The organism is Pseudoalteromonas sp. OOF1S-7 (assembly GCF_022347765.1).
GTDB lineage: Bacteria > Pseudomonadota > Gammaproteobacteria > Enterobacterales > Alteromonadaceae > Pseudoalteromonas.
Genome location: NZ_JAKRFZ010000015.1, coordinates 25,776 through 41,653, shown reverse-complemented (window position 1 = coordinate 41,653; position 15,878 = coordinate 25,776). Strand labels below are relative to the sequence as shown.

Annotated in this window: 12 protein-coding genes; 9 read left to right on the top strand and 3 right to left on the bottom strand. The window is 51.4% G+C overall.

Annotation, left to right across the window (positions count from 1 at the left end; genetic code table 11):
- Positions 1 to 18: 18 nt before the first annotated feature.
- Positions 19 to 900 carry a TraB/GumN family protein gene (locus tag MHN33_RS18550; protein ID WP_239400159.1) on the bottom strand — a complete coding sequence of 294 codons (882 nt, stop codon included), beginning with the start codon at positions 898 to 900 and terminating at the stop codon, positions 19 to 21.
- 504 nt (positions 901 to 1,404) lie between these two features.
- Between MHN33_RS18550 and ilvG the strand changes: the two genes are divergently transcribed.
- The 8 genes from ilvG (at position 1,405) to can (ending at position 10,848) form a co-directional block, all read left to right on the top strand.
- Positions 1,405 to 3,060 (top strand): acetolactate synthase 2 catalytic subunit, encoded by a 1,656-nt coding sequence (gene ilvG / locus MHN33_RS18545; protein WP_239400157.1) that lies wholly within the window; start codon positions 1,405 to 1,407, stop codon positions 3,058 to 3,060.
- Positions 3,061 to 3,088: 28 nt separating this feature from the next.
- Positions 3,089 to 3,328 (top strand): acetolactate synthase 2 small subunit, encoded by a 240-nt coding sequence (gene ilvM, locus MHN33_RS18540; protein WP_010383772.1) that lies wholly within the window; start codon positions 3,089 to 3,091, stop codon positions 3,326 to 3,328.
- An 18-nt stretch (positions 3,329 to 3,346) separates the two neighbouring features.
- Complete coding sequence (locus tag MHN33_RS18535) at positions 3,347 to 4,270, top strand: branched-chain amino acid transaminase (RefSeq protein ID WP_239400155.1); 924 nt, start codon at positions 3,347 to 3,349, stop codon at positions 4,268 to 4,270.
- A 109-nt stretch (positions 4,271 to 4,379) separates the two neighbouring features.
- On the top strand, positions 4,380 to 6,236 hold the full coding sequence (gene ilvD / locus MHN33_RS18530) for a dihydroxy-acid dehydratase (RefSeq protein WP_239400153.1): 1,857 nt from the start codon (positions 4,380 to 4,382) through the stop codon (positions 6,234 to 6,236).
- Between the two features lie 2 nt (positions 6,237 to 6,238).
- The gene (gene ilvA, locus MHN33_RS18525; RefSeq protein ID WP_239400151.1) at positions 6,239 to 7,783 is read left to right on the top strand and encodes a threonine ammonia-lyase, biosynthetic; all 1,545 of its coding nucleotides are present in this window, start codon (positions 6,239 to 6,241) and stop codon (positions 7,781 to 7,783) included.
- Between the two features lie 62 nt (positions 7,784 to 7,845).
- Positions 7,846 to 8,901, top strand: a complete 1,056-nt coding sequence (locus tag MHN33_RS18520) for an ABC transporter substrate-binding protein (RefSeq protein WP_239400149.1) — start codon at positions 7,846 to 7,848, stop codon at positions 8,899 to 8,901.
- 75 nt (positions 8,902 to 8,976) lie between these two features.
- Positions 8,977 to 10,170: a methyltransferase gene (locus MHN33_RS18515; protein ID WP_239400147.1), complete on the top strand. Its 1,194-nt coding sequence runs from the start codon at positions 8,977 to 8,979 to the stop codon at positions 10,168 to 10,170.
- Positions 10,171 to 10,179: 9 nt separating this feature from the next.
- On the top strand, positions 10,180 to 10,848 hold the full coding sequence (gene can, locus MHN33_RS18510) for a carbonate dehydratase (protein WP_239400145.1): 669 nt from the start codon (positions 10,180 to 10,182) through the stop codon (positions 10,846 to 10,848).
- A gap of 3 nt (positions 10,849 to 10,851) precedes the next feature.
- Here the strand turns inward: can and MHN33_RS18505 are convergent, their stop codons facing one another.
- Positions 10,852 to 11,124 carry an accessory factor UbiK family protein gene (locus tag MHN33_RS18505; protein WP_239400143.1) on the bottom strand — a complete coding sequence of 91 codons (273 nt, stop codon included), beginning with the start codon at positions 11,122 to 11,124 and terminating at the stop codon, positions 10,852 to 10,854.
- A gap of 127 nt (positions 11,125 to 11,251) precedes the next feature.
- Between MHN33_RS18505 and rep the strand changes: the two genes are divergently transcribed.
- Positions 11,252 to 13,264, top strand: a complete 2,013-nt coding sequence (rep, locus tag MHN33_RS18500) for a DNA helicase Rep (protein ID WP_239400141.1) — start codon at positions 11,252 to 11,254, stop codon at positions 13,262 to 13,264.
- Here the strand turns inward: rep and MHN33_RS18495 are convergent.
- Positions 13,261 to 15,834 (bottom strand): diguanylate cyclase, encoded by a 2,574-nt coding sequence (locus MHN33_RS18495; protein WP_239400139.1) that lies wholly within the window; start codon positions 15,832 to 15,834, stop codon positions 13,261 to 13,263. The genes rep and MHN33_RS18495 overlap by 4 nt on opposite strands.
- Between the last annotated feature and the right edge of the window lie 44 nt (positions 15,835 to 15,878).

Genomic DNA, 15,878 nt, shown 5'->3' with positions numbered 1-15,878 from the left:
AAGTCGCTCTGCAGGCGATTATCTGATGCGTTGTACCTTAAAGCCCTGGGCTTCAAACTGTGTGAGCAAGCCATGCTGTTGTGGCAAGTGTAGTGCACCGACCGCGATAAAGTGAGACGCTTTGGTCAGTTGTGGCGTCAGCATTGTCATCCAGTTGTTATTACGCTCAACCAGCATGACCTGTTCGGCTTGCTGTCCGTACTTGCTGTCATCAAAACTGCGCTTATAAAACACATTAAGCTGCTGATAATCTCCTTCTTTCCAGGCATTTACCATCTTGGTAAAGTATCGGTCAAAGTCCATTACCTGTTTGAGTGTGTCGACCAGCATAGCGTCGCCTTGACCCCCTAAAGTGCCGAATAAGGTGAGTTGCTGCTCCAGGCTTTCCAGTTCCTTAATAGGCTTGTTTAAGCCTGTGGCATACTCGATGATTTGCTTATCAATACCAAACTCTTCACTGAACCCGGCTTTTTGATACTCCAGCCGTAAAATTGTGAGCATGACAAACCAGGGCTGGTAATTATCAAACAGCGTTATGTCGATCTGGCGCTCAGAAAAGTAGCTTTTAAGCTGTTTATAGGTATCAGCAGATAAACTGGATTTTAGTGTGCTTCCCTGCTCCTGGAGCATAAAGGGCAGGGTTCTGCGTTGCATTTCCAGCGTGCCTATGGTCTCGGTGTTCAGTTCGACTACCACCGTCTGACTGTTTGCGATAGCGGCTTTGATACGCTGATCCAGACCGTGCATTTTGTTATCACCGACATGTACAGTGCCAAACAGGTAAGAGGTGATCCCGTTTTTTTCTACACTCCACAGTGCGGGCTGCGCGATGGCAAGCTGGCTAAGCTGTGCGATAAAGAGCACACATATAAGGTGTGTCAGGCGGATAAAGTGAGGCATGGCGCCCTCCAAATGTTAAAAAGTGGGTACATCATAGTCAATTCCCAGAGTAAATCATAAAAATTTAATGTTGTGATGGACGAGAATGAATTGTGTGGGAAAGATCACTCATTTTAGCTCATAGGGAATAGGATGTTTAAAGTGGGTATTTTTTATCTATTTATTTGTTTAATTTTAAATAGGCTTTTATTTTTGTGCTATTCATGACAGGGAAAGAGCATAGTTTTTAGGGTTGACTTGTTGGGGTCCTACGGGTTACTAATAAAAAAAGAGCACAACAGAGCGCTTAAAGCGTGTGCAACGTATTCGTTTATTCAGAAGAGCAGTGACATGTTAAAAACAGTTTCTCTACTAGTCGTGATTATCAACGTGGTGATTATTATTACCGCGGGGGCTGGTTAGTGCTGTTTAAAAAGTATTAGCAAAAACCCCCCGCACTGAAAAGTTCGGGGGGTTTTTTCGTTTTAGGGCCAAATTCAAAGACAAAGGGCAATGGGCAAAACAATGACAGGCGCACAATTGGTAATAGACATGCTGGTAAAACAAGGGGTGAGTTCGGTATTCGGGTATCCGGGTGGTGCCATCATGCCGATTTACGATGCGCTGTACGGTGCGCCACTGAAACATTACCTGACGCGTCACGAGCAAGGGGCCGGGTTTGCGGCGGTTGGTTACGCCAGAAGCACAGGTAAGCTGGGCGTGTGTTTTGCCACCTCAGGACCAGGCGCCACCAACCTGATCACCGCACTGGCCGATGCTATGATGGATTCGGTGCCACTGCTGGCGATCACCGGCCAGGTGCCCACTGCCGCGATTGGCTCCGATGCGTTTCAGGAAGTCGATGTACTGGGCATGTCACTCTCCTGCACCAAGCACAGCTTTATGGTGGAGCGCGGAGAAGATCTGGCTGAGGTGTTACAGCAGGCAATGCATATCGCTCAGTCTGGCCGCCCGGGTCCGGTGCTGGTGGATATCCCAAAAGACATCCAGCAGGCTCAGGTGCCTTTTCATGCCTGGCAGGCCGAAGCTTATCAGCCAACCCCGTTGTCGAGTTTTGAGCTGGATAAGGCCAATGCACTGCTGGCGCAGGCGAAAAAGCCGGTGGCTTATGTGGGCGGTGGTGTCCACAGTGCGGATGCACAGGCTGAACTAATGGCGTTTTTGCAGCGTACGCAGATGCCTGCAGTGTCGACGCTCAAAGCTCTGGGCAGCGTGAAGCCCGAGTATGCGTTTGACCTGGGGATGCTGGGCATGCATGGGGGGCAGGCTGCCAACCTGGCGGTGCAGGAGTGTGACTTGCTGGTGTGCATCGGTGCCCGCTTTGACGACCGGGTAACGGGCAACCTGGCTAAGTTCGCCGCCGCAGCCAAAGTGATCCACCTGGATATTGACCCGGCCGAAGTCGGTAAGCGTAAACCCGCTGCGGCTTCGCTGATCGCTGATTTGAAAGTTTCACTGCCTTTATTGCAGGGCGAACTGACACCGGCTCCCTGGCGTGCCCACATCAGCGCGCTGGCCGAACAACACGCGTGGCGTTACGACTACCCCGGTGACAAAGTGTTTGCTCCTTATCTGCTAAACCGCTTGAGCCGTTTGATGCCAGACAGCGGCGTGGTGTGTTGTGACGTGGGCCAGCACCAAATGTGGGTCGCGCAACATATGCGCTTTAGTCATCCAAGTAACCACCTGAGCAGTGGGGGGGCAGGCACTATGGGCTTTGGTCTACCGGCTGCCATCGGTGCTCAGGTTGCTCGCCCTGATGACATGGTGATCACTGTGTCTGGTGATGGCTCGATCATGATGAATATTCAGGAACTGGCCACCATACGACGTAACAATTTACCGGTCAAAATTGTCATTCTCGATAACCAGCGATTGGGTATGGTACGCCAGTGGCAGCAGCTCTTTTTTGATGGCCGCTACAGTGAAACCAATCTGTCGGACAACCCGGATTTTGTGCAGCTGGCTGCGGTGTTTGGGATTCCGGGGCAGACCATCACCCGTGCCGATGAGGTCGATGGTGCGGTTGATGCATTACTGGCCTCGACAGGGCCTTATATATTGCATGCCTGTATCGATGATAAAGAAAACGTCTGGCCTTTGGTGCCGCCGGGCGCTGCAAACCATGAAATGCTGACGCAAACGCAGCAGCAAAGTTAATTTTACTTCCTTTGACGGAGCGAACACCATGAAACACCAACTCACCGTAGCGGTAAACAACCAGGCCATCGCAGTCGAGCGTTTTTTGCGCGTCGCCCGTCATCGCGGGTTTCGCCTCACACAATTAGAGCTCCAGGGCCACGAAGAGTTATTTCACGTCAAAATGACGGTAGATAGTGACAAACCTATCTATCTATTGACGTCACAATTAAATAAGCTGGTTGAAGTGCAGTCAGTCGATCTGCACACACTACAGCAGGCAATATAATAAATAAGGTTTTAAGTAATGACACAAACTTCACAATACATTTGGCACAACGGCGATCTGATCCCTTACGAGCAAGCAACCACGCATGTGCTCAGTCACGCCATTCATTATGGGAGCTCCGTATTTGAAGGGATCCGCGCGTACGATACGCCTAAGGGTCCGGCTATTTTTCGTCTCAAGGATCATATTCAGCGTTTATTTGACTCAGCCAAAATCTACCGCATCGAGATCCCTTTCACCCAGGAAGAGATCATGCAGGCGTGTAAAGACGCGGTGGCTAAAAATGGTTTCACCAATGCTTACCTGCGTCCTTTCGCTTTTTTAGGCCACGTGGGTCTGGGTGTACACCCGAAATCACACCGCGCGGAAGTGACTGTCGCAGCGATGGAGTGGGGCGCCTATCTGGGTGAAGGCAGCCTGGAGAACGGTGTGGATGCATGTGTCTCCTCCTGGCAGCGCCTGGCGCCGAATACCATGCCAACTGCAGCCAAAGCTGGGGGTAACTATTTGTCGTCGCAGCTGATCACCGCAGAAGCCAAGCGCCACGGCTATGTTGAAGGCATCGCACTGGACGTAAACGGCTACCTGAGTGAGGGTGCTGGCGAGAACCTGTTTGTGATCCGTAAGGGCATCATCTATACCCCGCCAACCACGGCGAGCATTTTACCCGGTTTAACCCGTGACACCATTATGCACCTGGCTAAAGCCCGTGGCTATGAGGTCAAAGAGGAGCCTATCGCCCGTGAAGGTCTGTATCTGGCGGATGAGTTCTTTATGGTGGGGACGGCGGCCGAAGTGGTACCGGTGCGCAGTGTGGATCAAATCCAGGTCGGTGATGGTCAACGCGGACCTATCACCGCAGAACTGCAGCAGGCTTACTTTGATCTGGTTAAAGGACAAAGTGAGGATCCGCAAGGCTGGCTGGATTACGTCAACGAATAAGGCCAGCAATTAACGCTTACACGCCGGGCTGACTGGCCCGGCAGACATATTTTGGAATGAGGAAAGCCGTTGCCAGATGAGGCAGCGCAAACTGGAAAAAGGGGTCAACATGGCAAAGTTACGCAGCAAAACAACCACTGAAGGCAGACAGCAAGCAGGTGCTCGCGCATTGTGGCGCGCCACCGGTATGACCGACAGTGATTTTCATAAGCCCATTGTGGCGGTGGTGAACTCGTATACCCAGTTTGTGCCCGGGCATGTGCACCTCAACCAACTCAGCGAGCTGATGGCGGACGCCATCCGGGACGCAGGCGGCGTCCCGCGCGAATTTAATACCATTGCCATTGATGATGGCATTGCGATGGGCCATGGCGGTATGTTGTACTCTTTGCCTTCGCGGGATCTCATTGCTGATTCTGTGGAGTACATGGTCAATGCCCACTGTGCGGATGCCATGGTGTGTATTTCAAACTGCGACAAGATCACGCCGGGGATGCTGCTGGCGGCACTGCGGCTGAATATCCCGGTGATTTTTGTCTCAGGTGGGCCCATGGAAGCGGGCAAAACACGCCTGGCCGACATCGACATTAAACTTGACCTGGTTGATGCCATGGTCAAAGGTGCTGATCCCAGTGTCAGCGATGAAGACTCTGACAAAGTGGAACGTTCAGCCTGCCCAACCTGTGGTTCCTGCTCCGGCATGTTCACAGCCAACTCAATGAACTGCTTATTAGAAGCACTGGGGCTGGCATTACCGGGCAACGGCACTACCCTGGCGACGCATGCCGATCGTCGCTTCTTATATGAAGGGGCTGCAAAGCGCATCATGGCGTTGTGTGATGAGTATTATGGTAAAGACAATGCAGCAGCACTGCCGCGTAATATTGCCAATCAGGCCGCGTTTACCAATGCGATGACCCTGGATATTGCCATGGGTGGTTCTTCGAATACCGTTTTGCATCTGCTCGCGGCCGCCATCGAAGGTGGGGTCGAATTTGATATGGCCGACATTGACCGCTTATCTCGGACTACACCTTTCTTATGTAAGGTAGCGCCGGCAACCCAGCAGTATCACATTGAAGACGTTCACCGCGCGGGTGGCATTATGGCGATTCTCAATGAACTGGGCAAAGCCGATAAACTCGATCTGGCGGTGGGTCATGTTGCAGGTGGCACGCTGGGTGAGGTCATTAAGCGCTGGGATGCCACCGATCCGAGCAATGAGCGTGCGCAAGCATTTTATCGAGCCGGCCCGGCGGGCGTGCGTACCACACAGGCGATGAGCCAGGAATGTCGCTGGGATGAACTGGATCTGGACCGCGAAGGTGGTTGTATTCGCAGTGTTGAGCATGCATTTCGTCAGGATGGCGGATTAGCGGTACTCACCGGTAATTTGGCGCTGGATGGCTGCATCGTGAAAAGCGCCGGTGTGGATGATGACATGCTGTGCTTTGAAGGTTCTGCTGTGGTATTTGAATCTCAGGATGATGCTGTTGAAGGTATCCTGGGTGGCAAGGTGAAAAAAGGCGATGTGGTGGTGATCCGCTACGAAGGGCCAAAAGGTGGACCGGGTATGCAGGAAATGCTCTACCCTACCAGTTACCTGAAGTCCATGGGGCTGGATAAAGACTGTGCCTTATTAACCGATGGTCGCTTTTCTGGTGGTACGTCAGGTCTGTCTATTGGCCATGCATCGCCTGAAGCAGCCGCCGGAGGGGCATTGGCGCTGGTGGAAAATGGTGATGTGATCCGCATTGATATTCCCGCGCGCAGTATCAACGTACTGCTGGATGAACAGCAATTAGAGCTGCGTAAAGCGCAGCAAGACGCACGCGGTAAAATGGCCTACAAACCGCTGGACCGCCAGCGCTATGTGAGCCCGGCACTGAAAGCCTATGCCTTATTGGCGACCAGTGCTGATAAGGGCGCGGTGCGCGATTTTGAAAAGTTGGAGGCATTGAGTTAATTATGGTGGCAAAAGAGCTCGATTACTTTCGTGCTGTAGTGCAGGCCAATGTCTCACCGCTGGTCCGGGAAACCGAGGTCAGCGAGCTGGGCGGGCTTTCCGCCCGGCTCGGACATCAGATCTGGCTGAAGCGCGAAGATCAGCAACCCGTTTATTCGTTTAAACTGCGTGGCGCTTTTAACAAACTCAGCAAACTGCCGCCAAACAGCCTGGTCGTAACAGCATCTGCTGGCAATCATGCTCAGGGGGTGGCGTTGAGCGCTGCGCATCTGGGCCATCGTGCCATCATTGTCATGCCAGTCACTACACCGGAGATTAAAGTCAATGCGGTGCGTAGTCAGGGAGGCGAAGTGGTCTTGCATGGTCATCACTTTGATGCTGCACAGGAATATGCTCAGTCTTTATGTAAATCGGAAGGTGGTGTATTTGTCCCTCCCTTTGACGATAAAGATGTGATCATCGGCCAGGGCACCGTTGCCCGTGAGTTGATGCAACAGCTTCATCAGCTGGATGTGGTATTTATTCCCGTAGGTGGCGGCGGTTTACTGGCTGGTATGGCGGTGTACATTAAATCTTTGCGTCCGGAGATCCGCGTGGTGGGCGTTGAAGCTGAGGAAAGTGCCTGCCTGAAAGCGGCGCTGGAAGCCGGGCGTCCGGTCACGCTGGCACGGGTGGGGAGTTTTGCCGATGGCGTTGCGGTAAAGCGTATCGGCAGCGAAACTTTTCGCCTGGCCGAGCAGTTTTGTGATGAGGTGGTCACCGTCAGCGCAGACGAAATTTGTGCTGCTGTACAGGATATTTTTGTAGAAACCCGAGCCATTGCGGAACCCTCCGGCGCGTTGGCCACGGCCGGACTAAAAAAATGGTGTCAGGGCAGTGATGAGCAGGGGTTGATGCTTGCGTCGGTGCTATCCGGGGCCAACCTTAATTTTGACCGCTTACGATATATAGCCGAGCGCACAGCGCTGGGCGCGCGCAGTGAAGCATTGCTGGGCGTAACCATAGAAGAATCCAAAGGCAGCTTTAAACGCTTTTGTCATGCTTTGTCTGGCCGGGCAATCACCGAGTTTAACTATCGTTACGCCGGTGGCAACACGGCACAGATCTTTGCGGGAGTCGGCCTGCGCGGTGGTGAGCGGGAATTGCAGGAATTAAAAACCAGTCTGGCTGAGGCAAACTATCAGTTTACCGACCTGTCCGACAACGAGCTGGCCAAGTTACATATTCGCTATATGGTCGGTGGCAAGCCGCCAGTTGCGCTGAGTGAAAGGCTTTTTCGGTTCGAATTCCCTGAATATCCGGGGGCGTTAGCGCGCTTTTTGGAGACGCTGGGGAGTAACTGGAACATCACCTTGTTTCATTATCGCAATCATGGCGCGGCACAGGGCAATGTGCTGGCCGCATTTGAACTGAGTACGCAGGACAGTGTCCGGTTTGATGAGCATTTGCAACGTTTGGGCTATCAGTATCAGGAAGAGACAGACAACCCGTGCTTCAGGCAGTACCTTCAGCACGACAGGGGGCAGATGGATCGTCGCGTCAGCTAGTTTTGCATTGTGCCCGGTGGCTTCTATAGTTGTAACAAGGCAGGTTCCGGGCGCGTATCACAATGAGTTACTCCCACTTTATCTTGGCCATTGCGTTGTGCTCAAGCAGTGCGCTTAGTGCACTGGAAGAGGTAACGCTGCAACTCAAATGGACTCATCAGTTTCAGTTTGCCGGCTATTATATGGCTCAACACAAAGGCTTTTATCGTCAGCAAGGGCTGGACGTTAACATTGTACCGGCCGATCAGGATAATCCGGATGAGCAGTTTAAAGTCTTGTCGGGGCAGGCACAGTTTGGTGTGACTCACTCGGGGATTTTACAACAACGCCTGCAGGGAAAGTCGCTGGTGGCATTGGCCGCTATTTTCCAGTCTTCTCCTTATTGTTGGATGGTCCGCGCTGATAGCGACATCTATGTCCCGAAAGATTTTGCGGGAAAGAAGATTAGTCATTTGGGCAGGATAGAGGGCGCTGAACTGGTTGTGATGCTCGAACGTGCAGGGATTGACGTGACCCAGTTGCCTCTCTACGCTGGGTTAGAACCCATAGAAGACTTTGTGGCCGGACATTTTGATGCACTGCAGGTGTATATTTCTAACGAACCCTTTAAGTTAGCACAACAGGGGGTTGCCACTCGACAGATCTGCCCCAAGCATTTTGGACTGAACGTCTATGCCGATATATTATTTACTTCCGAAGATGTGCTGAATTACCGACCGCAAACCGTCGCCCGGTTTCGCCGCGCTTCTTTACAGGGCTGGCGCTATGCTATGAGCAATCCCGATGAAGCGCTGGCGGTCACTCAGGCTGAGTATGCGACAACCAAAAGCATCGAGGCACTGGCAAATGAGGCCGATAAGCTTATGCCCTTTATAAAAGCGCCGGGTATCGCACTGGGTGCCATGTCGCAGGCTCGCTGGTTATGGATTGCCCAGCTTTATCGGCTCGATCTCTCAGAGTTTCACAAACAAAAACATCAGTTTATATATACTGAACCAGATCAGGAAGAAGACAGTTGGTCGTGGATGCTGATTTTGGCGGCGATTGTGGGGGTGATCTGCGTGCCCATGTACATACATCTAATCTTCTTCCGCCACCGGCGTTTTACCTTAAAATAATCACCAGTGCTTTGCGAGCGAGGCGCGAGCGCATACAATGAGCGCCCTTTGTTTTGTTCGGTGCGGGTGGCTTGTATGCGCAGTTCCTTTCATTCTCAGTTTTTAGCCCTGGATGCTTTGCTTGCGGACACCCGCCAGTACTGGCAGTTGCTGGCCTTCGACCATACTGACATTCCCTGGCCTGAACTCAAAAGTGCTTTATTGTCGCTGAGCGATGAACAAGTGACAGCATTGGATCATGAACCCAAAGCCCTGGTATCTTTTTTAGCGCCATATATTCCTGCGTTATCAGCGCTGCCTGCCCTGACGACCCTGGTTCAGGAGGAAGCGGATCGGCCTGAGTTTCCGTTCTGGCTCAGTAATGGTATCAAAGGCCGCAAGCTGACTCAGTTGCAGGACTTTGTCGCCCATGTTTATCAGGCAAAGCGCCCGGTGCTGGAATGGTGCGCGGGTAAAGGTCATTTGGGTCGCCTGCTGGCTTATCTGGGCGCGGAGCATGTTGACAGTGTGGAGTTACAGGCGGCTTTGTGTCAGCAAGGGCAGCATAGTGCTGAGCAGCAAAACCTGGCGATGACGTTTCATTGTGCTGATGTGCTCAAAGACCCGGTCGCGCAGTATTTTCAGCCTCGGCAGCAGGCTGTGGCACTGCATGCCTGTGGCCGTCTGCATCAATCTTTTATGGCACAGGCCTGCGCCGCAGGATGCGAGCAGATCAGTTTATCGCCCTGTTGCTATCATTTGTTTACTGAACCCACCTATCAGCCAATGAGCGACCTTGCTGCGCACAGTACCTTAGCGTTGTCGCACAGTGATATGAAACTGGCACTGCAGGAAACCGTGACTGCGCCCGGCAGAGTGGCCAGAATACGCAAACGGGAGGTGCAGTGGCGACTGGCCTTTGATGCACTGCGTCGTGATGTGACAGGTGACACCCGGTATCTCAGTGTGCCTTCCGTGAATAAGGCCATTTTTTCCGGAGAATTTGTTGATTTCTGTCACTGGGCGGCTGAGCAGAAACAGCTAGACTTACCTGCACGCTTTGATGCTGACCATTACCTGGCGCAAGGACGGGCAAGACAGCGCATCACAGAGCGCATTGAGCTGGTGCGCCATGCGTTTCGTCGTGCCATTGAATTGTGGCTGGTACTCGACAGGGTGTTATATCTTGAACAGGCCGGGTATGATGTCAGTCTCTCAGAATTTTGTCATAAATCACTGACACCCAGAAATATCTTGATCCAGGCGACACGGTGTCGGTCAGCAGAATAAGGAATAGCCATGTGTCAGTCTGACAGCCAGCTGCAACACTTGCTCAACAACAATCGCCAGTGGGCGAAACAAACTCAGACCAATAACCCGGAATTTTTTGCCAAGCTATCGATGCAACAGAATCCCAATTATTTGTGGATCGGCTGCTCCGACTCCCGGGTACCGGCTAACCAGATTGTCGACTTAATGCCGGGGGACTTATTTGTTCACCGTAATGTGGCCAATGTGGTGGTGCATACTGACCATAACTGTTTGTCTGTGATGCAGTATGCCATTGAGGTATTGAAAGTAGAACATGTGCTGGTGGTAGGTCACTATGGGTGCGGTGGTGTTCGTGCCGCTTTGGAAGATGCGCGCTTAGGTCTGATAGATAATTGGCTGCGTCATGTCGGTGATGTCAAAGAAATGCATCAGGCGATGCTCAACGAGATACAGCCAGCACAGCGCTGCGACGCTTTGTGCGAGCTCAACGTCATTGAGCAGGTGCGTAACGTTTGCCGAACCAATGTGGTGCAGGATGCCTGGGCGCGGGGCCAGAAGTTAACCATTCACGGTTGGGTGTATGGCCTGGCTGATGGCTTGCTCAAAGAGCTGAATACTCAGATAGAGCAGGAAGGACAACTGGCAACGCACTACGAGCGGGCCCTGGTGGACCTGGCTAAACGATACCAGTTATAGTCGTTACGATTCCGACTGGTCGCTGTTCTGAGCGATCAGTTTAGCCTCCAGTTCAGTTACTTTGGCCTCCAGTTCCGAGAGCTTTTCGCGGGTCTTGATCAGTACTTTGCTCTGAATATCAAACTCCTCACGACTGACAAAGTCCATTTCGGACAGTTTATTCTGAATAGCCTGTTTGGTTTTGCTTTCAAATGTGTCTGCCAGGTTTTTAACACCTTGTGGCATGTTACTGGAGATCTGCTTGGCGATTTCTTCAATTTTTGCTGGGTTGATCATGGGCTGGCCTCTAAGCTTAGTTATTGTCTCTATCTTACCTAAAGCGGTCACCGGTTAAAAGCGCTTGGGATCCACTTAAGCATTACGGTAAACTTAGCAGCTTATTGACTCAAGGTGATCACAGAATATGAAACTGAACCCGAAACAAGACGAAGCCGTCAAGTATATCAGCGGACCCTGTCTGGTACTGGCCGGTGCCGGCTCTGGTAAAACCCGGGTGATCACCAATAAAATTGCCTATCTGGTGCAAAAATGTGAGTACAAGGCGCGCAATATCGCGGCGGTAACCTTTACCAACAAAGCTGCCAAAGAGATGCGTGAACGGGTATCGCAGACGCTGGGCAAACAGGAGGCCAAAGGGCTGTGGGTGTCTACCTTCCACACGCTGGGACTGGAGATCATCAAAAAGGAAGTCAAAACGTTGGGCTACAAGCCGGGCTTTTCGCTGTTTGACGATCAGGATACTCATCAGCTGCTGGCCGAACTGACCGAGAAAGAACTGGATCGCGATAAGGATTTGCTCAACCTGTTGAAGATGCAAATTGGCAACTGGAAAAATGAACTGATCCAGCCCGAGCGTGCTATCCGTGAAGCGGGTGAAGCGCAAAAAGTGCTGTTTGCCCAGCTCTATGCCCGCTATCAGACCCAGCTCAGGGCCTATAACGCGCTGGATTTTGATGATCTGATCATGATCCCGACCTTGTTGTTAAACAGCTCAGTTGAAGTGCGCGCGCGCTGGCAGGCCCGTTTTCGTTATCTACTGGTGGATGAGTATCAGGATACCAACACCAGCCAGTATCAGCTGGTAAAACTATTGGTGGGCGAGCGTGCCCGCTTTACCGTGGTAGGGGATGACGACCAGTCTATCTATTCATGGCGGGGTGCCAAGCCACAAAACCTGGTGCTGTTGAGCAAAGATTTTCCAGGGCTTCGCCTTATCAAGCTGGAGCAAAACTACCGCAGTGCCGGGCGGATCCTCAAGGCGGCAAATATTTTGATCGCCAATAACCCCCATGAGTTCGACAAAAAGCTATTCAGCGAGCTGGGTTACGGGGATCCATTGCGTTTGATTGCTACCCGGGATGAAGAGCATGAAGCCGAGCGGGTGGTGGCGGAGATCATTTCCCATAAGTTTATGAAACGCACCAGTTATAAAGATTACGCCATTTTGTATCGTGGCAATCACCAGGCACGGGTATTTGAAAAAGCGCTGATGGCCAACCGTATTCCCTACAAGATAAGTGGGGGGATGTCGTTTTTTGCCCGCAGTGAGATCAAAGACATCATGGCCTATTTGCGCCTGCTGGTGAATCAGGATGACGATAACGCTTTTTTGCGGATCGTGAATACACCGCGCCGTGAGATCGGGCCGGTGACTTTAGAGAAGTTAGGAAGCCTGGCTAACGATAAGCATATCAGCCTGTTTGCTGCCTGTTTCGAACCGGAGTTAGCGCAGCGCCTCAGTGGCCGTGGCCTCAATGCGCTGATGGGATTTGCCCGCTGGGTGGTGGAGCTGAGCGACAGAGCGACTCGCGGAGATACCCTTGAGGCCGTTAAGGACATGGTGCGAGAAATTAACTATGAGGCCTATTTATATGAATCCTCGCCCAGCGCCAAGGCGGCCGAAATGCGGATGAAGAACGTGTCTGAACTATATCGCTGGATCAGCGATATGTTGACGGGCGATGCTGACAACCCGCCCATGACCTTACCTGAGGTGGTCAGCAAGCTGACGCTGCGAGACATGCTGGAGCGCAATGAAGAAGAAGACGACAGTGATGCGGTACAACTACTGACCTTACATGCCTCGAAGGGACTGGAATATCCACACGTTTTTATGGTCGGTATGGAGGAAGGGTTATTGCCGCATCAAACCAGCATTGACGAAGACAATGTCGAGGAGGAGCGTCGTCTGGCTTATGTTGGTGTAACCCGGGCGCAGCAGACGCTGACCATGACCTATGCCAAGAGTCGCCGTCAGTTTGGTGAGCAGATCACACCAGAGCTCAGTCGGTTTGTTCAGGAAATGCCGCAGGATGACATTCACAGTGAAGGGAAAAAGCCGGTGCAGTCACAGGCTGAACGAATGGAGAAAGGGCAGGCCCGGGTGGCGAACCTGCGTGCCATGTTAAAACGCTAAAGTGGCAGTGATTCGTGCGCACAGAGGGGGCCGCCCTGGCAGACACCCGACAAGCTCTGTTGCTTACCAAAAAACAAATTCAGTCCGTGGCGTTCCAGCAAACTTCGGAAATTTAAAATGGCGGGGCCCTTGGCGATAACCTGAATGGATTTTAGTGCCGTGACCGCCAGGATCCCCTGCAGCTGCACGTCATAGCTGTTTTGTTGTAATACCCGCTTACTGAACGTCGAGCTGAGCAGCAGATATTTAAAGTCGATATGACTGACCAGCGCCAGATCGCAGCGATCTTTGGCAAAATCATTGAGGCCAACGGCGACATCCAGGCTACACAACTCTGTAAGATTCTCGAGCTGCATACTCGACGCGTAGCGGATCTCGCTTTCGTCAAATAATAAGCACAGGTTACCAGCTCGTTGACTCAACAGTTGTTTAAGCTCCGCAAAGGTGGTGCTTTCGAGGATGGCACATGAGCAGGCAAACAGCACATCGGTAGTTTTTGCCTTGCCAAGGGTTCTGGCTTGTTCGAGTGCCTGGCCGAGTAGCTGCATTTCAATTTTGAGCTGCTCATCTTTGGCTGCGGCAAATTTCTTGAGAATATCAAAGCTTGTACTGCCCAGTACCGGATGTTCACCGAACGCCTCAAGCATCACAATATGCTGGCCATGATTGGTCATATTGACGATTTCGGTACTGCGAAAATGAACCGGCAGCGCGCTTAAGTGGTGGTATTCAGTTTGTTTGCTTTGCGTACTGGCTGCGCTGAGCAGCGGGTGATAGAACTCGTAGCGGCCGCGGCCCGCATTTTTGGCGTAGTACATCGCCGCGTCGGCATCTCGGATGATTTCGTCGGTATTTTTATAGTCTTTGTTACTGTAGGTAATGCCAATACTGGCACCACTTTGCATGCATACACCCTTCATACAAAACGGCTGCTGCATCACCCTGATAAGGCGTTTAGCAACGTCTTCAGCCTGCTGTCGATCGCTCAGATGATCCAGCAGGATCACAAACTCATCACCTGCCAGACGAGCCAGTAAGTCGTGATCACGAATGCATTCCGAAAATGCTTTACTGACCCAGATTAAAAACTGGTCACCTGCCTGGTGACCCAGCTCATCATTGATGTCCTTAAATTTATCGAGGTCGATAAACAACACAGCAAAGTTGTTGTCCGGATAACGCTGGTACTTCTGTAAGGTTTTTTCCAGCTGAGTGAGAAACAGTAGGCGGTTTGGCAGTGTTGTCAGGGGATCATGGTGTGCATCATGATAAAGCTGTTGCTCAATCTTTTTCCTTTCCTCGATTTGCATTTGCAAATGTAAATTGGTTTGACGCAGTTCTTTGGTTTTCTCTGCCACCCGATGCTCCAGCTCCAGGTTACTGGCTTTGAGTGCCTGGTTGGCCAAGTGAGTCTGCAAAACGGAGGCGATTTGATTCGAGACAAATGAAATTAATTCAACATCCTCGTGATTATATTCGTACTCATGGTTGTAAGCCTGACACGCGATGAGACCAATGACCCCTTTTGCTGTCTTCAGCGGTGCCCCCAGCCAACTGGTGGCGGCATTTTTAAGCTGGTAATTGTCGGGCCGTTTGACAATGTCGTTGTCGATCAATACTTGTGCCCGCTTGGTGTCGACAAGCTGGCTGCGCTCTGTGGTGATCACCAGTTCACTGTAGCCATTGGCAAATGGACGAGGCTTATACTGGGTCATTTCGTCTACGCTGTAGGGAAAAGTGAGCCAGTTGGATGCCTTATCATGCAGCGCAATAAACAGGTTATCAGCAAAGGTAATGGAACGCATGATCTGGTGGACCTGCTGATATACGTCGTCTATATCACTGAACTGAGTTGCCAGTTCTGAGATCTTAAAGAGAATTTGCTGCCGCTCCAGCGCACGTTTACGTTGATCAATTTCGGTATTGAGTGCTTCGTTGCTCTGCATTAGAGCTCGGGTTCGAATTTTTACTTCGGACTCAAGCAGCTCACGCTTTTTAACGCGTTCAATCGCAGTGGCCAGGTACAGAGACATGACTTCGAGCAACTCAACTTGCTGTTCACTGTAATGCTGATCCGGCGCATAGTTTTGCGACACCATGACACCAATGATGGTTTTTTCGCGGAAAATGGGCACACCAACCCAATGTTCAGCCTGAGTACCCAATGCTTTGAACAGCCCTTGCGCACTCATGTGCTCCATCTGCTGACGTTTAAGATACAAGGTTTGTTTATTTTTAAAGACGTAACCCGTTATACCCTGACTGAAGTGATTAGCCTCATGCAGTGGTACCGAGATACCATCTTTTTCGTCAACAAAATAAGACAATTCCAGCCCCTGAGTGAACTGGTTTTGCAAAACCACATAAAAGCTCTTGCTGGGTAAATACTGTTCTAAAATGTTGTGGATAGCGGGGTATAGCAGCGTCAACTCAGCCACTGTGCTGGCCTGCTCTGACAACTGGATCAGGGCATGCTGCAGGTGTGAGTTTTGTTTGTATTTTTTCAGCAAGGACTCTAAACGGCGGTTTTTTCGAGTCAGTTTGCGAACTAAGACGCTGGGATCTTCCAATGATGAAACCAAGAGTTGTTATTGTATATTTATTGTTCTTATAT